This window comes from Xanthomonas sp. A1809, assembly GCF_017746015.1.
Classification (GTDB): domain Bacteria; phylum Pseudomonadota; class Gammaproteobacteria; order Xanthomonadales; family Xanthomonadaceae; genus Xanthomonas; species Xanthomonas euvesicatoria.
Genome location: NZ_JAGHWZ010000003.1, coordinates 100,875 through 119,293, shown reverse-complemented (window position 1 = coordinate 119,293; position 18,419 = coordinate 100,875). Strand labels below are relative to the sequence as shown.

The window sequence follows — 18,419 nt, the reverse complement described above, 5'->3', positions numbered from 1 at the left end:
CACTTGAAAAACACAGGGCCGCATCAGCGGCCCCATGGAATGTCTGATGCGGCAGCGGCTTGATGCACGCCGCCACGATCAGGAACAACGCATCAGCTCTTGACGTGAGCCTTGACGTAGTCGATCGCCTGCTGCACCGAGGTGATCTTCTCGGCCTCTTCGTCCGGGATCTCGCACTCGAACTCTTCTTCCAGCGCCATCACCAGCTCGACGGTGTCCAGCGAGTCGGCACCCAGATCATCGACGAACGATGCGCTGGTGGTGACTTCCTCTTCCTTGACGCCGAGTTGTTCGACGACGATTTTCTTGACGCGTTCTTCGATGGTGCTCATTGGGGATATCGCTCCAGCTGGAGTAGTGGTGGTTCGAGTTTTAGGATCCCCGCACACGGATGTGCGGTGCTCCTGTGAGGGACTCACAAAACGCCATCGCCGCTGCGATGGCCGCGTTGGATAGTGTAGTGGAAGCGACCGGGCCTTGCATTGCATCACAACTCCCGGCCGATCAGCCACTTAGCGCCTCCCGGCGCCGCACGCTTACGGCATGTACATGCCACCGTTGACGTGCAGGGTCTCACCGGTGATGTAGCGGGCCGTCGGGCCGGCCAGAAACGCCACCGCATTGGCGATGTCTTCCGGCTCGCCAAGATGGCCCAGCGCAATCTGCTGCAGCAAGGCGGTCCTGGCCTCGTCCGGCAGCGCCTTGGTCATGTCGGTATCGATGAAACCGGGCGCCACCACATTCACGGTCACCCCGCGCGAGCCGATTTCCTTGGCCAGCGATTTGGAGAACGCGATGATGCCGGCCTTGGCGGCGGCATAGTTGGTCTGGCCAGGATTACCGGTCACGCCCACCACCGAGGCGATATTGATGATGCGGCCCTTGCGCGCCTTCATCATGCCGCGCATGACCGCCTTGGAGGTGCGGAACACGCTGGTCAGGTTGGTGTCGATGATCGCCTGCCAGTCGTCGTCCTTCATCCGCATCAACAGATTGTCGCGGGTGATGCCGGCGTTGTTGACCAGGATCGAGATGGCGCCGAACTCCTTGCCGATGGCATCGATCAGGCCATCGACTGCAGTCGCGTCGGTGACGTTCAACTCACGGCCGTGTCCGCCGTGGGCGGCCAGACGCTCGCCGATCGCCGCGGCGCCGGAGGCCGAGGTGGCGGTGCCGATGACCGTGGCGCCCTGGGCGGCCAGGGTGTCGGCAATAGCCGCACCGATGCCGCGACTGGCGCCGGTGACGAGGGCGATTTCGCCCTGCAGGGGCTTGCTCATGATTGCTGTTCCTCGATGGGGGACGCCGCAACCGTGGCCGCGAACGTCGAGGGATGCCGGCACGACCGGCAGCGGCGTTGGATCAGTGCGCCCACGCGTCGAGCGCGCCGGCATAGTCGGCAGGCGTTGCCAGCGGCCGCGCGTCCAGGCTCTTGTCGATACGCTTGATCAGCCCGCTCAACACCTTGCCCGGGCCGCATTCGGCAATGCGGGTGATGCCCTGGCTGGCGAGCGCCTGCACGCAGCCGGTCCATTGCACCGGCAGGTAGAGCTGCTCCACCAAGGCCTGGCGGATGGCCGTGTTGCCCTCATGCACGCGCGCGTCCACGTTCTGCACCACCGGAATCTGCGGGGCGTGCCAGGTCAGCCCGGCCATCGCCTCGCCAAGCTGATTGGCGGCATCGCGCATCAGCGAGGTATGCGAGGGCACGCTCACTGCCAGCTTGACCGCCTTGCGCACGCCGCGCTCGGCCAGCAGCGCCAACGCGCGATCCACCGCCGCAGCGTGGCCGCCGATCACGATCTGACCGGGCGAATTGAAGTTGGCCGGCACCACCACGTCGCTACCGGACGCCTGGTCACAGACCTCCTGCACCACGGCGTCTTCGGCGCCCAGCACCGCAGCCATCGCGCCAACGCCCGCCGGTGCCGCAGCCTGCATGAACTGGCCGCGCAACCGCACCAGATGCGCACCATCGTGCAACGACAAGGCGCCAGCCGCGACCAGCGCGGTGTATTCGCCCAGGCTGTGTCCCGCCAGCAGCACCGGGCGCTGCCCGCGCTGGGCAGTCCACAGACGCCACACCGCCACGCCCGCAGCCAACAGGGCGGGCTGGGTGTATTCGGTGCGATTGAGCATTTCTTCGGGGCCGCCCTGGGACAATGCCCACAAGTCGACGCCGGCGCCCTCGGAGGCTTCGGCGAACGTTTCACGAATCTGCGGGTGCAGTTCGGACAGTTCGGCCAGCATGCCTAAGGACTGCGAGCCCTGGCCGGGAAACACGAAGGCGAGAGTGGATTCGGTCACGCGTTGCTGCCTACAAAAATCGAGCCGGGATCATACGTGCGAAATCGCCCCGGCGTCTGTACTGCCGCGTATGCAGAAGGCTCCGCGACCGTGTCGCGACGTCGCGAAACCGCACACCGGGCCTGGTCGGGCCGGGCGCGCGCAACGGCAACCGTCGCGCTGACGCGCCGCTATTCGGGTTCGATGGTGAAAGCGTTGCCGGCAAAGGCGGCGCGGCCAGCGCCCGCAAGGCCGGCGGGCGAGGAGTGAAGGGCCAGGCGCACCCGGTGCTGCCACCTGCGCATCGTCTACCCTGGCAATGGGAATGTTGCCGCTTGTCCACGCAGCATCCCGTCCTCATCGACGAGTTGCCAGACCACACCGTCGGCGATCCGGAAGCGGGAACCATCCTTCGCGATCCGCACACCCGCGTAGTTCCTGACGACGCCATCGCGGGTGACCGCATCGAGCAAACGCTGACGTTCCGCGCGTTCCGGCAATTCTGCCGATAGCCGCGATGGCATGCCGACGAACTCGCCCCAGCTGTAGCCGAAAACGCGCTGCGCAGCCTGGTTCGCATAGACAAACCGCGGATCTGCCGCGGTATCGTGCGCAAGCAGGGCGAACGGCGCATCGCGATACAGCCAATCGGGCTCGATCTGTCGATCTGCGACCAGCGGGCGGCCTGCAAACCGCTGGTAACTGCCAGTGAGCAAGGCGACGAAAACGGGGTCGTGGGCGGGGTGCATGCGCTGACTTTACTTGCCGGCCGGCCTGTCCGACGCCCCGGCCCGCAGACGGGTCGCATCCAGCGAATCAAGCCACTCACGTGACCTAAAACCGGGCGCTACCCTTCACGGAATTCAAGCGCTCCGGAAACCTACACAGGCCCCAGGCGGCAAGATTGCCACCATCGCAAGGAAAGACGAGTGTCCCGCCATGCACGCATCCGCGTGAGTGGACGTGCGCACCTGCTCAGCGCAGGACGCAGAAACGTCAGTAGCGCAGCAGCGCCGAGCCCCAGGTAAACCCGCCGCCGAAGGCTTCCAGCAACAGCAACTGGCCGCGCTGCACGCGACCGGAGCGCACCGCCTCGTCCAGCGCCAGCGGCACCGACGCAGACGACGTATTGCCATGGCGATCCACGGTGACGACCACCTGCTCCATCGGCAGCTCCAGCCGCTTGGCGGTGGCTTCGATGATGCGCAGGTTGGCCTGATGCGGAATCAGCCAATCCAGGTCGTGCTTGTCGTAGCCATTGGCCGCCAGGGTCTCATCGACCACCGAGTCCAGCGCCTTGACCGCATACTTGAAGACGTCGTTGCCCTTCATCAGCAACGCGCCGCCGCCATTCTTGCCTTCGCCGAAGCCCACCGAGACCCCAACCGGGTCCCACAGCAGTTCTTTCTTGCTGCCATCGGCGTGCAAATGGGTGCTGAGGATGCCGGTTTCTTCGTCGGCCTTGAGGATCACCGCGCCGGCACCATCGCCGAACAGAACGCAGGTGGTGCGATCGGTCCAGTCGACGATGCGGGTCAGGGTTTCTGCGCCCACCACCAGCACGGTCTTGGCGTCGCCACTGCGCACGAACTTGTCGGCCACGCTGAGCGCGTAGACAAAGCCCGAGCAGGCAGCGTTGACGTCCATCGCACCGCAACCGACGTTACCCAGCCGGGCCTGCAACAAGCAGGCGGTCGACGGAAAGATCAGGTCCGGGGTGGTGGTGCCGATGACGATCAGATCGATCTCGTCGGCGGTCACACCGGCCGCTTCCATCGCCTTCAGCGAGGCGAAATACGCCAGATCGCTGGTGGTCTGGTCGTCGGCAACGATGTGACGTTCACGGATGCCAGTGCGCGAGAAGATCCATTCATCGCTGGTGTCGACGATCTTCGACATGTCGTCGTTGGTCAACACCTTTTCGGGCAAATAACTACCCGTGCCCGCGATTCTGGAATAGATCCGCTTGCTCATACTGTTCCCTGTTGCAAGAGCCGCGGTGACCGGCGGCTCCTGAAGAAGCGAGAGTCACCCGGCCGCGTCGAACGCGGCGGGCGCCACGGATCAATCTTCTTGGACGGCCGACGACTTGGTCGCGATCACCTTCTTGCCACGGTAATAACCGTCGGCGGTGATGTGGTGGCGCAGATGGATCTCGCCGCTGGTCGGGTCGGTCGACAGTTGCTTGGCGGTCAGGGCATCGTGCGAACGACGCTGGCCGCGACGGGACGGGGTGACACGGGATTTCTGCACAGCCATGGGATTGCTCCAACTTTAGTTCGATAACTTGTCTGTTGAGTCGAACAGCACGCTCTACGCCCGCGTCGACCTGTCTTACCGCCCTTAACAGCGGCGGTTACTGTTTCTTCAACGCTGCCAGCGCCGCGAACGGACTGGCCTTGTCCTGCTCTTCCTGGGTCGGAACCCATTCGGCGTCGATCGCTTCGCTGCCCGGCGCCACCGGCACCACCGGCACCGACAGCACCAGTTCGTCCTCGACCATGTCGACGGCCCGCAGCATGCCATCTTCCGGTACCAGCAACGCTTCGTACTCGGCCGGCAATGCAGCTTCGTCGGCCTCGTCACGGATCAAACCAAGACGCTGTCTGATTTGCACCGGATACAGGAAGCGTTGCAGGCTGCGCTGGCAGGCCAGCGGAAGCTCCACATCGATACTGAGTTCGACATAAGCGACCTTGAGCAGATGGTCTTGATCGAATTGAAGCGAATAGACACATTCGCCATCGGTATCGACAAGGCTTCCCTGCAGGCGGGTCATCGCAGATAGCGGGATGCGGCCATCGAAGCGCCTGCGCGCTGCGACCATCCGCCAAGCATCCAGCATTTCGGGCACGTTCGCGGACATAAGCCGCAGAATGTTAAAGACCCGCGGTAGCCCTGTCAAATGACCCCATTCATGCGATTGCCGCATGGGCCGCAGGACGGCAGACTCCCGTGACCACCCCGGTAGCGCGCCATGATGCCACGCCTGATCCTTGCGTCCACCTCTGTCTATCGGCGCGAGCTGCTTACCCGCCTGCAGCTCGACTTCGACACCGTCCGGCCGGAGGTCGACGAGCAGGCGCAGCCGGGCGAATCCCCGAGCGCACTGGCCAGCCGCCTGGCCGTGGAAAAAGCCGCCGCGGTGGCAGCCCGCTTCCCCGCCGCCTGGGTGATCGGCTCGGATCAGGTCGCCGACCTGGACGGCCAGCCGCTGGGCAAACCCGGCACGCGCGAGCGGGCCCGAATGCAGCTGACTGCCATGTCTGGCCACACCGTGCGCTTCCATACCGCCGTCAGCCTGGTCGGCCCGGAGCGCCAGCTGCACGCGCTGGACCTGACCGAGGTGCAGCTCCGCGCGCTGACGTCCGCCGAGATCGAACGCTACCTGGACGCCGAACCGGCCCTTGATTGCGCCGGCAGCTTCAAATGCGAAGGCCTCGGCATCAGCCTGTTCGACGCGATCCGCTCGCAGGACCCCACCGCCCTGGTGGGCCTGCCGTTGATCGCGCTGGCGCGGCTGCTACGGGAGGCGGAATTCGACCTGCCTTGAGTGATCGACAGCGATGACTCAGAAGGGCGCACGACCTCACCTGCCAGGCAAGCAGGGCGCCAGAACCGATTCAACCGCTTGAACCACCAGACGCGAAGGCAAGCCTAAAACCAGGCGCTCCTTCTTACCTTGAAAGCACGAAGACACGAGGGAGCAACGCTGCGTGCCGACCAACCAACCCACTGCGCCCCTCCCACACGCGTTGCCATGCCTAGCGGAGCTTCATCGCATACCAGTACCAGCCGCGATGCCGATGTCTCTGCCTTGAAATCAAATCGAACCGCCGAGGCATCTTTCAAGAGGTTACGGACAGGTGTCGCAGCAACATCGTCGATGGCAACTGGATCGGTGGGGACCTGCGTGCCCTCCAGATAGCGCGTTTCTGGCCAAGCGAAGATGGACGTATCTGCTGCCTTCAGTACCGGCAGCGCGTCGGCAACTTCCGCAAGAACCGTCTCTCCGTGGATGGCATCGACATCAATCACGCCGGCCGCTGCTGCGGTTGCCGTCATGTTGGCGGCAGTCTGCATGCGCTGCGCAAGGAGCGCCATCCATAGCGTGCTCGGCACCAGGCAACAGGCCAGCGCCAGGCCCGCCAACGCGACACGGCGCGGGTGCAAATTTCCATACCGAACGAACGACCACAACAATAGACCGCTCCAGAACAGGACCGACCAAGGCAAGTAGCGCGCCGCGAGCAATTGCTCGGGAAACGACTGAAAATACACGGCTCGCGCCAACGCGATTGCCGCTCCGACGGCAAGCGCAAACCAGGCCATCGAGATCGCCGTCAGCTCTGCAGCCGATTCGGCCCGCTGACGCCAGCGCGAGTAGGTAATGCCCATCAACCCACTTACGCCCAACAGCCCGACCACTCTGTGCGGCCAGGCCGAGATCATGACCGGGCCGAATACCGATGTGTACCCATGTGAGATTGCAACGGCCATTGCCCTCAATGATTCCACCGGCAATTTTTCTGCAACGCTCACGTCAACCAGTGGCAGCAAGGCATAGATAAACGGCGCCGACAGCCAACCCAGCACAATATCCAACTGAGAAAGTGGCGCGATGACGCGCGCATTTTGCATGTGCGCATCACCAAAGCCCACGACCAGCAGCAGGGATACAGAAAAGCCCGTTAGCACAATGCACCACTGGAGCCATGACGCCCTCCGCAGCAACAACATCACCAGCAAGGCAACGAACGTGGCAATCCCCGCACCAAAACAGAAGGTCGCTGCGAGCCCGCACAGTGCCGCAAGCACGGCACGCCACCAACCGCCACCGCGACCGAGCAAGCAACAACCGCCGACCAGAAACGTGGTAATCAGATAGACATGCACCGACTCATTTGCATGCGCCAGTGCCCGCTCGTTTCCCAGCCAGAAAACACTTAGCGTACAAACCAGCCCGGCGGCAGCGTACGCCATAGCACCCAGACGCTCAGTCCGAACCAGACGTAGCAGCATCCACACTGTCAGCAAAGCCAGCGCAACACCCGTCCAGATCTGCAGCCATTGATTTCCATCAAACAATCTGAGCTCGGCAAGACGCAGCAGATTGGGCAGGACCTCACGATGTCCGTTATCCACCGCAAGTACATTGCGCGGCCAAGGCTGGCTCAGCAGGTTGTTTGCGAATCGCCATGGATCGGCATAGAGCACCTTGGGCGACAGCGCGACCATTGCCAGCACGCCGACCGCGAGATAGAACCACTTTGCACCAAACAGCAACTGGCGCGAGAACCTGTTCCAAGCCCGGCCTGCTCCCAGCCGGTGGCCGGAGTCGCTGGATAAATCCCTATATTTGCGCTGCAATTGCTTTTCCTTTATTGCCTTGTCGGCCAGCGCCGGCCCTGTCACGACGGAGGAGCCAAGCACAAGGCCTGATGGGTGCATCTTGGCGACCGCCAGCGCGGCCAAACGTTTTCGCTCAGTATCTCTGATCGAGTTGCAACACTCCTCACCCACAGCCTACGTCTTCGGCCCGAGAAACAGGACAACGTAGAAGTTTGCTTGAACAGCGTGGCGACTCTTGCCGACCGCTCTAACGGGCGCTCGATCGGTGCAACTGGGCATCATTTCTGACAGTAATAAGTGGTTGCTCCCACCAATCTTCCACGCTGCCGTCGCGGCCGTGCAGGCGTAGCCCCAACCAATGCGTGCCGGACGGCAAGGCGTGGGTGTCGAGCGTGGCGGTGAAGCCGACGTTGGGGTGCTGTGGATCGTTGGAGATTTTCCAGTATGGGCGCACATCGAGCGGCGTGCCGTACCTAGCCTGCGCGACCGGGCGACCGTCGAGCAGCAGCTCGACATTCGCCAGCCCGACGCCATCCTTGAAGGCCCAGCCGCGCACCTCAAACTTGCCGGACACCGAGACCTTCGGCAGCGGCGCATCGATCCAGGCCATCGCCGGGGCCACGCACGGGCCCGGCTGGCGTTGCGCAGGCAGTGCGAACAGCAGAAAGCGCTGATAGCCGTGATCGGTGGACACCACGGTGGGCGGCGGCAGCGGGCCGACCATGTCGCAGATGGCGTGGTAGCGCTTCAACAGCTCGCGATAGCGCTGATCGCTGGGTGAGAGCACCAGCAGCCGTGGTCCGGTGCGCGTGCCATCGCTGAGCAGGCCCCACTGCTGCAGCTGCGCGCTGCGCCCGTGCTTGTCGTTCAACGCGGCATGCAGCACCTCGATCTTGGCGTCGTGCAATTGGAAGCCGAGCTCGGCGCCAACCTTGAAATTTTCTGCCAACACGCGCGTGCCTGGCGGCATCTGCGCCAATCGGGATTTGACCGCATGGGCCAGATCGTTCCAGCCGGCGAAGTTGCGCGGGTAGTACTTTTCGCCAGCGGCATGCGCGCGGATCGACGGCACCGACACCGCCAGGTAGTAGCCGTATGCGCCAAGCATGCCCAGCAGTGCGATGAGCCACGCCGCGCGGCGCAGCGGATGCGGCCAGCGCATCAGGATCACCGGCACCGCCACCAGCAACGCCAGGTAGCCGGGCAATGGCCAGTGGAAGCTGATCCGCTCGGCATCGCTGAAGAAGCCCAGCACGAAGATCGCCACGGTCGAAATGCCGCCGAGCAAACCGAAATAGCGCCACTGCGCGCGCGAGCCGCCGCCGCTGCGGGTGCCGGCCAGACCGACCTTGACCATCGCCCAGGCCAGTAGCGGCGTCACCGCCACCGTCTGGATCAGCACAAACCACAGCCCGCCGATCTGGAACCGCCACGGGTGCCGGTCGACCAATTGAAAACGCAACCCGGCATCGTCGTGGTCGGTATTCCAGAACAGCAGCGGCAGCCAGCTCACCGCGCCGACGGTCAGTGCCATCCAGATGCGTGGGTCGCGCAACACCGCACGCCCCTGCGGGATGCACAGCAATGCGATGCAGCCCACCCCGATCACCCCGACAAAGCGGTAGTGGCTGAGCGCGCCGATGACCAGGCCGATGGCGAGCTCCAGCGCGCTGGTGGCATCGACCTCGCGCAACAAGCGCGCCCCGGCATCCATGCACAGCACCGCCGCCAATGCCATCGGCACATCCGGCACGGCCAGAATGCCCAGCGTTGCAGACAGCGGCATCAGCAAGGTCAGGCTGCCAGCTTGCCACCCCATCGTGGAGCCGAACCAGCGTGTGGCGATATGCGCGATCAACCAGGGAATCAGCGCGGAAATGGCCAGAAACGGCAGCCGCAGCGCCAGCAGATGATGTCCGCCCAGCTCCACGCCCAGCCGCGCCAGCCAGGCGGTCATGCCCGGCAGATCCGAATACGCCGCCGCCAGATGCTGGCCTTCCTGCCAGTAGAAGGCCTCGTCAACGAAGAGCGGCAAGCGTGCGGCGATCAACAGCTTGACGGCTGTCGCCAGTGTCCACAGGATCACGAAGGTGCGATGTGCGCGTTGGTCCCCCTGCATTGCCCTGTGCACTCTTCTTTTCACCTACGGAATTGTGATGTCGACACCGCTGCGTTCCACGGAAATGCTAACCGATGCGCTGCGCCAATCGCTGCGGCGCGCGCAAGACCAGGTCAATTCGCTGCTGCTGGGCAAGGCGCAGGAAGTGCGGCTGGCATTCGTGGCCTTGCTGTCCGGAGGACATTTATTGATCGAGGACCTGCCCGGCCTGGGCAAGACCACGCTCGCCCACGCGATGGCCTCCAGCCTGGGGCTGGGCTTCCAGCGCGTGCAGTTCACCTCCGACCTGCTGCCGGCCGATGTGCTGGGCGTGTCCGTTTACGACGCCGCCTCGCGGCAGTTCCAGTTCCATCCCGGACCGGTGTTCACCAACGTGCTGCTGGCCGACGAAATCAACCGGGCCCCGCCGCGTACGCAGAGCGCGCTGCTGGAAGCAATGGCCGAGCAGCAGGTGACCCTGGATGGCGTGACGCATGCATTGCCGGAGCCGTTTTTCGTGATTGCCACGCAGAACCCGGTCGATCTGTCCGGCACCTTTCCGCTGCCCGATTCGCAGCTGGACCGTTTTCTGCTGCGGCTGAGCCTGGGCTACCCCAGCGCCGATGCCGAGCGTGCGCTGCTGTCGGGTACGGATCGGCGCGAACTGATTGCCCAGGCCGCCCCGCAACTGAGCGACGCCGACGTGGTCGCGCTGCGCGGTGTGGTCAACCAGATCCATGCCAGCGATGCGCTGATCGGCTATGTGCAGGCCCTGTTGCTGCGTAGCCGCCAGCATGCCGGGGTGCGCGTGGGCCTGTCGCCACGCGCCGGGATCGCCTTGCTGCGCGCGGCCAAGGCCTACGCACTGCTGCTTGGGCGCGAGCACGTGCTGCCCGAAGACGTGCAGGCGCTGTTTGTGGCCGTGGCTGGGCACCGGCTGGTGCCGGAAGCCGAATCGTCGTCCGGGCCGGCACTGGCCAAGGCGCTGCTGCACAGCGTGCCGGTGGACTGACCTGGTGCGCGCGCACCTGCGCGGCATCGTCCGCCGACTCAGCCTGCTGGCGCGGCCGCGGGGCGCGGAGGGCTTGCCGATCGTGCTGGATCGGCGGCGCATCTATGTGTTGCCGACCCGCTTCGGGCTGTTCGTCACGGCGTTACTGCTGGCGATGCTGCTCGGCGCACTGAACTACAACAACAATCCGGCGCTGCTGCTCGCGCTGTTGCTGGCCACGGCCGGGATCGCCAGCAGCATCATGGCGCACCTGCAGCTATCGGCACTGCGTATCGAAGCGGTCTCGGCAGAACCGGTGGTCGCCGGCGAACCGCTGCGCATGCGGGTGTCGCTGGCGCGTCGCGATACCCGCGCGCGACGCGGGCTGCGGCTGGATCATCTGGACAGCAGCGGCTTCTGTGCGTTGATCGAGCACGACATGGCCGAGATCGACCTGCTGGTGCCGACCGAGCGCCGCGGCTGGCAGGATATCGAGCGCATCCGCCTGTCCAGCACCCAGCCGCTGGGCCTGGTGCGCGCCTGGTCGTGGGTATGGCCGGAAACGCCGTTGCTGGCCTACCCCCGGCCCGAAGAACAGGGTCCGGCGCTGCCCGAGGGGACGGGCTCGCCCAACAAGACGCGTCTGCATGCGCAAGGCGAAGAGCTGCACCAGCTGCGCCCGTATCGCGCTGGCGACGCTCCGCGCACCATTTCCTGGAAACACTCGGCACGGCGCGACACCCTCTTGGTGCGCGAATACGAACAACCGCTGGGAATCGACGTCACACTGGACTGGCGGGCGCTCAGCGCGCTGCCGTACGAGCGCCGCATTGCGCGCCTTGCCCGCTGGGTCAACCTGGCCGAGCGCGACGGGCGCCGGTATCGCCTGCTGTTGCCTGGCCAGCCACCGTTAGGTCCCGCGCAAGGACCTTCGCACCACCACCTGTGCCAACGCGCCCTGGCCCTGCTTCCGCATGACTGAGCCCTCGCCCCCGATCAGCCAGGCCAGCCGCGCCTGGGTACTGGCCACCAGTTGGCTGGCCTTGACCCCGCTGCTGTTGCAGTTGCCCGGCCTGCTTGCGGCCACTGTCGCGGTGGCGGCGGTGCTGGTCGGCGTGCTGAGCTGGCGCGGCACCTTGATGGCGCCGGTGCGGCTGTTGTTGGTGATCGCAATGCTGGCAGCGGTGTATTGGCAGATCGGCATGCGCTTTGGCCGCGATACCGGCTGCGCGGTGCTGGCATCGATGCTGGCGATCAAGGCCTCCGAACTGCGCACCTTGCGCGATGCCCGCAGCCTGTTGGGTTTTGCGTTGTTCGCACCGTTTGCCGCCTTTCTGCTCGACCAGGGCCCGGCAACGATGGGCCTGGCATTGTTGGCGGTGGTCAGCGCCTTGCTGAGCATGCAGCGGCTGGCCGACGAAGAACACCACGCCGCCACGCCGGCCCTGCGCCTGCAATTGCGCAGTATGGGCAAGCTGGTTGCCATCGGCGTGCCGCTGGCGCTGGCCACGTTCTGGTTGCTGCCGCGGCTGAGTGCGCCGCTGTGGGGCGTGCCCGAGCGCGCGCTATCCCGGCCTGGCCTGTCGGACAACATGTCGCCGGGCGAATGGATCGACCTGATGGCCGACGACAGCCCGGCCTTGCGCGTGCAATTCGCCGGCAAGGCGCCGCCGCCGCAACAGCGCTACTGGCGCGGCCCGGTGATGTGGGACTTCGACGGCCGCACCTGGCAGCGCGCGCGCTGGACCGGCCGCGGTCAGCCCGCTTCGGTCACCGCAGGTCCGCAAACCTACCGTTATCGCCTGGATTACGAGCCCACCGATCGCCGCCAGCTGGTGTCGCTGGATCTGCCTACCCAGGGCGTGCCCAACGCCGAGTTATCGCCGGACTACGAACTGTTGGCGCAACGGCCGTTGAGCGCACTGACGCGCTGGGACCTGCAATCGGCACCGCCAACGCGCTTCGATACCGACCTGCCCGACCAGTTGCGCAAGCGTGCACTTGCCCTGCCGCCCGGTTTCAATCCGCGTACGCTGACGCTGGCACGGCAATGGCGTGGCGAGGCCGGCAACAACGACGATGCGGTGGTGCAGCGCGCACTGCAGTGGATCACCCGAGAATTCGCCTACACGCTGGACACGCCGCTGCTCGGCCGCAACAGCGTCGACGAGTTCCTGTTTCAGCAAAAGGCCGGTTTCTGCGAACACTTCAGCTCCTCGTTCGTGGTGCTGATGCGCGCGGCCGGCATCCCGGCGCGCGTGGTGACCGGGTATGCCGGCGGCACATACAACCGGTTGGGCAATTATTGGGTGGTACGCCGCATGGACGCGCACGCCTGGACCGAAGTCTGGCTGGCCGGGCGTGGCTGGGTTCGCGTGGACCCCACCGCCGCAGTGGCGCCGGAACGCATCTACGACACCCTCGAAGATCGCCTGCAAGCCGGCGGCGGCAACGACTTCGCCGACCTCGGCACATGGGCCAGCCTGGGCCAGGTCAGCGACTGGCTGCGGCGCGGCTGGAACGAGCTAGTGCTGTCCTTCGATGCCGACCGTCAGCAACGGCTGCTGCAACCCTTGGGCATCGATCGCCTGGACACCTCGCAGCTGGCCGCCATCTTCGGCGTGTTCGCGGTAAGCGCGCTGGCGTGGATGGGCTGGCTGCTGGCACGTGGCGAACGTGAGCGCGACCCGTTGCTGCGCGCCTGGCACCGGCTGAGCCGCCGCTACCGCAAGCTCGGCCTTGCCCGTGAACCGCACGAACCGGCCGGTGTGTGGGCGCAACGTGTCGCCCGCTCACACCCGAATACGGCACTGTTGGCACTCAGCCAACGTTTCGCTGCCGCGCGATACGCTGGCGCTGATTCGGACAGCGCCACTCTCTTGAAAGACTTGCTGCAGCATCGCCCGCGAACCGGAGCTTCCTCATGAGTACCCGTTTTCTTGTTCCTCTTATCGCTGTGCTCGGGCTCGCAGCCTGCGCCACCGCACCCAAGCCGCTGCAGGGCCAGTTCCCCGCGGTCAGTCCGAGTGATTCAACTGCCAGCGCCCAGGTCGGCACGTCCGTGCGCTGGGGTGGCAAGATCATCAAGACCACGCCTGGCCAGGGTCAGACCTGCTTCGAGCTGATCTCGCGCCCGCTCAATGCCAGCGGTCGCCCCGACCGTAATGCCGTGGATGCCAGCGATGGCCGCTTCCTGGCCTGCCGCTCGGGCTTCTACGATCCGGCGGTGTTCGAGCCGGGGCGCGAAGTGACCTTCATCGGCAAGATCGAAGGCTACGAAACCACCAAGATCGGCGAATACGACTACAAGCTGCCCAAGGTCAATGCCGACGTGGTCTACCTGTGGCCGGTCGTGCGCGACGTGGAAGTCGTGCCGGCTTACCCGTATGGCCCGTGGGGCGACCCGTGGGGCCCGCGCTGGGGCGGCGGTTGGGGCTGGGGCCGCGGCTGGTGGTAATGCGCCGCTGAGCTGGGTTACTCGCAAAAACGCCGCTCGCAGGGAGCGGCGTTTTTGTTTGTGCACGACGATCGCTGCATGACGCGGCTTGCGCGCAACGCGCGATCCGACGACGCGTCAAGGCGTGCCGAAGCGGCCCAGCGGCGCACCGGCCAGCAAATGCAGATGGAGATGGAACACCGTCTGGCCGGCATGCTCGCGGCAATTCATCACGATGCGGTAGCCGTCTTGCGCCAGCCCTTGTGCGCGCGCATAGGTCGCCGCTGCGATGGCCAGCTTGCCAACCAGCAGCGCCTGCTCCGGCGGCACATCGTCCAGGGTCGGAAAGGCGTGCTGCTTGGGAATGAAGAGCACATGCACCGGCGCCTGCGGCGCGATGTCTTCGAAGCCCAGCACCTCATCGTCCTCGTAAACGATGGTGGCCGGAATTTCGCGACGAATGATTTTGCCGAAGATGGTGTCGGTCATAGGATGGGAATAGGGAATCGGGATTGGGGAATCGCAAGAGCTTACCGCGCGCGCTTCTGACTTTGCTTCTCCGATTCCCGATTCCCCATTCCCGATTCCCCGCCCTCAAAGCACCTCACTGCGGGTGCCGAAGGCGTGCGACAGGGTGCCGCGGTCCACATACTCCAGCTCGCCACCCAGCGGCATGCCCTGGGCGAGCCGGCTTGGGCGTACTGCGTGCTGGCGCGCCAGTTGCGCCAGGTAATGGGCCGTGGCCTCGCCTTCGACCGTCGCATTGGTGGCGATGATCATTTCGGTCACTTCGCCGGCAGCCAGACGCTCGCCGAGCCGATCCAGCCCCAGTTCGCGCGGGCCGATGCCATCCAGCGGCGACAGGCGCCCCTGCAGAATGAAATACAGCCCGCGGTAGCCGGTGGCATGTTCGATCGCCAGGCGATCGGCCGGCGACTCCACCACGCATAGTTGCTGCCGGTCGCGGCTGCTGCTGGCGCAAATGCTGCAGATTTCCGATTCGGTGAAGTCGCGGCATTGCACGCAATGCCCCACCTTTTCCACCGCGTTGCCCAACGCAGCGGCCAGCCGCCGCCCGCCCTCGCGCTCGCGCTCGAGCACGTGATAGGCCATGCGCTGGGCCGACTTCTGGCCCACGCCGGGCAATACCCGGAAGGCCTCGATCAGTTGTTCGAGCAAAGTGGACATTGGGTCGGGAATCGGGAATCGGGAATCGAGATTGGGGAATCGCAACAGCAAAGCCAGCTCGCTCTACGATTCCCGATTCCCCACCCCCGATTCCCTGCCTTTCAGAACGGCAACTTCATGCCCGGCGGCAACTGCATGCCGGCGGTCGCAGAGCCCATGCGGTCCTTGGATTCGGCGTCGATCTTGTTGGAGGCGTCGTTGAAGGCGGCGGCGATCAGATCCTCGGCCATCTCCTGGTCGGAGAGGATGCTCGGGTCGATGCGCACCTTGCGGCACTCCTTGGCGCCGGTCAGCGTCACGCTGACCATGCCACCACCGGCGCTGCCGGTGACTTCCAGCTTGGCCAGTTCTTCCTGGGCGCGCTGCAGGTTTTCCTGCATCTTCTGCGCCTGCTGCATCAGTTGGGCAATATTTCCACGCATGGGTCGTTACTCGTCGTAAGGGCGGATGGAATCGGGCACGATCCGCGCGCCTTGCTGCTGGATCAGCAACTGCACCGTCGGGTCGTTCATGAAGGCTGTTTCGGCCGCGCTCTGGCGCTCGCCTTTCTGGCGGTTGGCACGCTCGTGCAAGGTTTCGACATCGGCGCTGCCGGTTTCGATGACGATGCGCGGCGGGTTTCCCAACACCGGTGCCAGCGCCTGCGCGAGGTTGGCGATGGAGCGCTCGGAGTTCAGATATTCGAAGCCAGGCGCCAGCGCCAGCCGCAGCACGCCATCGCGATGGCCGATAAATGCGGCGTTGGCGGCCAGCTGCCGCGACGGGCCATTCAAGCCGCTGCGCGTGACCAGCTCCAGCCATTGCTCGGCATCGGCGATGCGGCCGTCATCGAGCAGGGCCGTCGCGTCGGTCGCCGAGCCTGATGCAGCCCCTGCCGTTGCCGATGGCGCGACCACCGCTGGCTCCTCAAGCGACGAGGGCTCGACAAGCGACGACACTGCGACCGAAGCCGGAGCCTCCACCACAGCGTCGGACGCAATCGCATCGGGGTGCGCGAGCTCGACGGTGGCAGCTGGCGGAGCCATCGCCGCTTCAGGCGCAAGCACGGCCATCGTGTCGGGTGCCGGCGCGACCTGCGCACGCACCGGCGCATCGTCCACTGCCCACGGCGGGGTGTCGTCATTACGCGCACTGGCTGCAGACGCACGGCTGTCCGGAGAAGACTCTTGGGGGGCAAGCACGACAACGGGAGGCGCAGCCGAAATCGGCGTTGCCCGGGTTGCTGATGCCGGCAAGGACGCTTCCGCAGCCGGCATCGTATCCGTCACCGCAGCAGGCGAGGCCACTACGGCGGGCGCTGCCGCTGCCGGCGCAGCAGCCTGACCGCCGGCAGCGCCAGAACGCGCACCACCGCCCGCCGTGGCACCGCGACCGTCGTCCGAGCCGCCAGCCGGCACCGCCGCTGCGGGGCGGAAGGCAAGCATGCGCAGCACTGCCATTTCGAAACCGGCGCGCGGGCTGGGCGCCAGATACAGGTCGCGTCGCCCGTTGAGCGCCATCTGGTACCACAGCTGCACCACTTCCGGCCGCAGCTGCGCCGCAAACGGCGTCGGGTCGATCCCGTCGCCGACAAAGGCCACCGATGGCACCAACTGCTGCACCTGCACCCGGTGCAGGGCCTCGGCCAGGGCCTCCAGCACACCGCTCCAATCGGGCGAAAATTCGGCCAGCGCGGCCACCACCTGCAACAGGCGCGCGCCATCGCCATCGGCAAGCGACTGCAGCATCGCGCCGACCTGGGTGCGATCGACCGTACCCAGCATGGTGCGCACCACATCCTCGCGCAGCGCGCCGCCGGCATAGGCGATGGCCTGGTCCAGCAGCGACAGACCATCGCGCAGCGAGCCGTCGGCCGCCTTGGACAGCTGCACGATCGCCGACGGATCCGACTCGATCTGTTCAGCGGCCAGGATGCGCGTCATCTGCCCCTGAATCTGGTCTTCGTCCAATCGCTTGAGGTTGAACTGCAGGCAGCGCGACAGCACCGTCACCGGCAATTTTTGCGGGTCGGTGGTGGCCAGCAGGAACTTCACGTGCTCCGGTGGCTCTTCCAGCGTCTTCAGCAGCGCGTTGAACGCCGCCTTGGACAGCATGTGCACTTCGTCGATCAGATAGACCTTGAACTTGCCGCGCGAGGGCATGTACTGCGCGTTTTCGATCACCTCGCGCACATCGTCCACGCCGGTGTTGGATGCGGCATCGATCTCCAACAGGTCGATGTAGCGCCCGGCGTCGATGTCCAGGCAGGCCGGGCACGTCCCGCAGGGATCGGCACTGGTGCCGGTCTCGCAATTGAGCGATTTGGCGAAGATGCGCGCGATGGTGGTCTTGCCCACGCCACGGGTGCCGGTGAACAGGAACGCGTGATGCACGCGCCCACTGTCGAGCGCGTTACTGAGCGCGCGGACCACGTGTTCCTGGCCTACGAGTTCGGCAAAACGCTTCGGGCGCCACTTGCGGGCGAGAACGAGGTAAGACATCGGGCAACCGGCTCTGTTTGAGCGGATATTGTGCCACGCCCGGTCTCAGCGACTGCGGCTGGAAGATTCAGCTTGTGGTACGGGCCGGCGACCGCTAGAATTTGCGGCCCTGTTCGACCACGGTCGGGCAGGCACGGAGAGGTGTCCGAGTGGTTGAAGGAGCACGCCTGGAAAGTGTGTAAGCGTCTAAACCGCGCTTCGGGGGTTCGAATCCCCCTCTCTCCGCCAGTTTCATGATTTGCGCAAAGACACCCATGTCGCAAATCGCAGGGCCATGCCAATGGCCCACGTCTTATGGTGGCCCCGTCGGTCCCTCGCGACGCTAGATCGAAAATCCCGCCAGGGCCGGAAGGCAGCAACGGTATCGATTGATGCGGGCGCCGAGGTCAACCGGCGGGGACACCACCCCAACTTTCGGCAATGCCAGGCGAACTAGCTGGAACCTCTGCCTTGGGCGCGATTGATCGAACAACTGCGATCATCACGTGCAGCGCTGCGCGCATGCGCAAAGCCGAGGCGAAAAGCCGACCAGTCATTCGTATCCGCCGTGGCGACGGCGCCCCCATCCCCGCAACGTGAGCGCTTCCC

18 protein-coding genes, 1 tRNA gene and 1 other RNA gene are annotated in these 18,419 nt (G+C 65.3%); 7 read left to right on the top strand and 13 right to left on the bottom strand.

Going from position 1 to position 18,419, the window contains the following annotated elements; all coding sequences use genetic code 11:
• Positions 1–92: 92 nt before the first annotated feature.
• The 7 genes from acpP to J7396_RS01660 all read right to left on the bottom strand — a co-directional run bounded on the left by acpP (position 93) and on the right by J7396_RS01660 (position 5,152).
• A complete protein-coding gene (gene acpP, locus J7396_RS01690) occupies positions 93–332 on the bottom strand; it encodes an acyl carrier protein (RefSeq protein WP_002814322.1) in 240 nt (79 codons plus the stop codon).
• Positions 333–536: 204 nt separating this feature from the next.
• Positions 537–1,280: a 3-oxoacyl-ACP reductase FabG gene (gene fabG, locus J7396_RS01685; RefSeq protein WP_008571604.1), complete on the bottom strand. Its 744-nt coding sequence runs from the start codon at positions 1,278–1,280 to the stop codon at positions 537–539.
• An 82-nt stretch (positions 1,281–1,362) separates the two neighbouring features.
• Positions 1,363–2,307, bottom strand: coding sequence for an ACP S-malonyltransferase (gene fabD, locus J7396_RS01680; RefSeq protein ID WP_209260856.1), 945 nt, complete (start codon positions 2,305–2,307; stop codon positions 1,363–1,365).
• Between the two features lie 287 nt (positions 2,308–2,594).
• Positions 2,595–3,035: an MEKHLA domain-containing protein gene (locus tag J7396_RS01675; RefSeq protein WP_029818826.1), complete on the bottom strand. Its 441-nt coding sequence runs from the start codon at positions 3,033–3,035 to the stop codon at positions 2,595–2,597.
• A 247-nt stretch (positions 3,036–3,282) separates the two neighbouring features.
• A complete protein-coding gene (locus tag J7396_RS01670; RefSeq protein ID WP_031421440.1) occupies positions 3,283–4,260 on the bottom strand; it encodes a beta-ketoacyl-ACP synthase III in 978 nt (325 codons plus the stop codon).
• Between the two features lie 90 nt (positions 4,261–4,350).
• Positions 4,351–4,545, bottom strand: coding sequence for a 50S ribosomal protein L32 (gene rpmF / locus J7396_RS01665; RefSeq protein ID WP_003483870.1), 195 nt, complete (start codon positions 4,543–4,545; stop codon positions 4,351–4,353).
• A gap of 97 nt (positions 4,546–4,642) precedes the next feature.
• A complete protein-coding gene (locus J7396_RS01660; protein WP_014089545.1) occupies positions 4,643–5,152 on the bottom strand; it encodes a YceD family protein in 510 nt (169 codons plus the stop codon).
• A gap of 111 nt (positions 5,153–5,263) precedes the next feature.
• On the opposite strand from J7396_RS01660, the gene J7396_RS01655 reads away from it, so the two are divergent.
• Positions 5,264–5,839 (top strand): Maf family nucleotide pyrophosphatase, encoded by a 576-nt coding sequence (locus J7396_RS01655; protein ID WP_029818824.1) that lies wholly within the window; start codon positions 5,264–5,266, stop codon positions 5,837–5,839.
• A 104-nt stretch (positions 5,840–5,943) separates the two neighbouring features.
• Here the strand turns inward: J7396_RS01655 and J7396_RS01650 are convergent, their stop codons facing one another.
• Positions 5,944–7,761 carry a hypothetical protein gene (locus tag J7396_RS01650; RefSeq protein WP_209260855.1) on the bottom strand — a complete coding sequence of 606 codons (1,818 nt, stop codon included), beginning with the start codon at positions 7,759–7,761 and terminating at the stop codon, positions 5,944–5,946.
• A 124-nt stretch (positions 7,762–7,885) separates the two neighbouring features.
• Positions 7,886–9,757 carry a glycosyltransferase family 39 protein gene (locus tag J7396_RS01645; protein ID WP_209260854.1) on the bottom strand — a complete coding sequence of 624 codons (1,872 nt, stop codon included), beginning with the start codon at positions 9,755–9,757 and terminating at the stop codon, positions 7,886–7,888.
• A gap of 37 nt (positions 9,758–9,794) precedes the next feature.
• Between J7396_RS01645 and J7396_RS01640 the strand changes: the two genes are divergently transcribed.
• From J7396_RS01640 to J7396_RS01625, 4 genes are read left to right on the top strand one after another with little or no spacing between them, the layout of a single operon-like run.
• The gene (locus J7396_RS01640) at positions 9,795–10,748 is read left to right on the top strand and encodes a MoxR family ATPase (RefSeq protein ID WP_031421433.1); all 954 of its coding nucleotides are present in this window, start codon (positions 9,795–9,797) and stop codon (positions 10,746–10,748) included.
• A gap of 4 nt (positions 10,749–10,752) precedes the next feature.
• Positions 10,753–11,709: a DUF58 domain-containing protein gene (locus tag J7396_RS01635; RefSeq protein ID WP_014089540.1), complete on the top strand. Its 957-nt coding sequence runs from the start codon at positions 10,753–10,755 to the stop codon at positions 11,707–11,709.
• Positions 11,702–13,654, top strand: a complete 1,953-nt coding sequence (locus J7396_RS01630; RefSeq protein WP_014089539.1) for a DUF3488 and transglutaminase-like domain-containing protein — start codon at positions 11,702–11,704, stop codon at positions 13,652–13,654. The genes J7396_RS01635 and J7396_RS01630 overlap by 8 nt, the downstream gene beginning before the upstream one ends.
• Positions 13,651–14,184, top strand: a complete 534-nt coding sequence (locus J7396_RS01625) for a Slp family lipoprotein (protein WP_007968994.1) — start codon at positions 13,651–13,653, stop codon at positions 14,182–14,184. The genes J7396_RS01630 and J7396_RS01625 overlap by 4 nt, the downstream gene beginning before the upstream one ends.
• Before the next feature lie 117 nt (positions 14,185–14,301).
• Here J7396_RS01625 and J7396_RS01620 read toward each other — a convergent pair whose 3' ends face one another.
• The 4 genes from J7396_RS01620 to dnaX all read right to left on the bottom strand — a co-directional run bounded on the left by J7396_RS01620 (position 14,302) and on the right by dnaX (position 17,831).
• A complete protein-coding gene (locus tag J7396_RS01620) occupies positions 14,302–14,652 on the bottom strand; it encodes a histidine triad nucleotide-binding protein (RefSeq protein ID WP_008571618.1) in 351 nt (116 codons plus the stop codon).
• A gap of 105 nt (positions 14,653–14,757) precedes the next feature.
• Positions 14,758–15,351 carry a recombination mediator RecR gene (gene recR, locus J7396_RS01615; RefSeq protein WP_008571619.1) on the bottom strand — a complete coding sequence of 198 codons (594 nt, stop codon included), beginning with the start codon at positions 15,349–15,351 and terminating at the stop codon, positions 14,758–14,760.
• A 101-nt stretch (positions 15,352–15,452) separates the two neighbouring features.
• On the bottom strand, positions 15,453–15,773 hold the full coding sequence (locus tag J7396_RS01610) for a YbaB/EbfC family nucleoid-associated protein (RefSeq protein ID WP_011346622.1): 321 nt from the start codon (positions 15,771–15,773) through the stop codon (positions 15,453–15,455).
• A 6-nt stretch (positions 15,774–15,779) separates the two neighbouring features.
• Entirely contained in the window at positions 15,780–17,831 is a 2,052-nt protein-coding gene (gene dnaX, locus J7396_RS01605) for a DNA polymerase III subunit gamma/tau (protein ID WP_014089536.1), read from the bottom strand.
• Between the two features lie 135 nt (positions 17,832–17,966).
• On the opposite strand from dnaX, the gene J7396_RS01600 reads away from it, so the two are divergent.
• Positions 17,967–18,059: transfer RNA gene (locus tag J7396_RS01600), tRNA-Ser, on the top strand.
• 75 nt (positions 18,060–18,134) lie between these two features.
• Positions 18,135–18,231: signal recognition particle sRNA small type (gene ffs / locus J7396_RS01595), an RNA gene on the top strand.
• Positions 18,232–18,419: the final 188 nt, after the last annotated feature.

Excerpts from the sequence above, each read along its gene's own strand:
- J7396_RS01670 (WP_031421440.1), bottom strand. The coding sequence starts at position 4,260 with ATGAGCAAGCGGATCTATTCCAGAATCGCGGGCACGGGTAGTTATTTG.
- J7396_RS01630 (WP_014089539.1), top strand. The coding sequence starts at position 11,702 with ATGACTGAGCCCTCGCCCCCGATCAGCCAGGCCAGCCGCGCCTGGGTA.
- J7396_RS01675 (WP_029818826.1), bottom strand. The coding sequence starts at position 3,035 with ATGCACCCCGCCCACGACCCCGTTTTCGTCGCCTTGCTCACTGGCAGT.
- dnaX (WP_014089536.1), bottom strand. The coding sequence starts at position 17,831 with ATGTCTTACCTCGTTCTCGCCCGCAAGTGGCGCCCGAAGCGTTTTGCC.
- J7396_RS01610 (WP_011346622.1), bottom strand. The coding sequence starts at position 15,773 with ATGCGTGGAAATATTGCCCAACTGATGCAGCAGGCGCAGAAGATGCAG.
- J7396_RS01620 (WP_008571618.1), bottom strand. The coding sequence starts at position 14,652 with ATGACCGACACCATCTTCGGCAAAATCATTCGTCGCGAAATTCCGGCC.
- J7396_RS01625 (WP_007968994.1), top strand. The coding sequence starts at position 13,651 with ATGAGTACCCGTTTTCTTGTTCCTCTTATCGCTGTGCTCGGGCTCGCA.
- recR (WP_008571619.1), bottom strand. The coding sequence starts at position 15,351 with ATGTCCACTTTGCTCGAACAACTGATCGAGGCCTTCCGGGTATTGCCC.
- J7396_RS01655 (WP_029818824.1), top strand. The coding sequence starts at position 5,264 with ATGATGCCACGCCTGATCCTTGCGTCCACCTCTGTCTATCGGCGCGAG.
- fabG (WP_008571604.1), bottom strand. The coding sequence starts at position 1,280 with ATGAGCAAGCCCCTGCAGGGCGAAATCGCCCTCGTCACCGGCGCCAGT.
- J7396_RS01660 (WP_014089545.1), bottom strand. The coding sequence starts at position 5,152 with ATGTCCGCGAACGTGCCCGAAATGCTGGATGCTTGGCGGATGGTCGCA.
- J7396_RS01640 (WP_031421433.1), top strand. The coding sequence starts at position 9,795 with ATGTCGACACCGCTGCGTTCCACGGAAATGCTAACCGATGCGCTGCGC.
- J7396_RS01645 (WP_209260854.1), bottom strand. The coding sequence starts at position 9,757 with ATGCAGGGGGACCAACGCGCACATCGCACCTTCGTGATCCTGTGGACA.
- rpmF (WP_003483870.1), bottom strand. The coding sequence starts at position 4,545 with ATGGCTGTGCAGAAATCCCGTGTCACCCCGTCCCGTCGCGGCCAGCGT.
- acpP (WP_002814322.1), bottom strand. The coding sequence starts at position 332 with ATGAGCACCATCGAAGAACGCGTCAAGAAAATCGTCGTCGAACAACTC.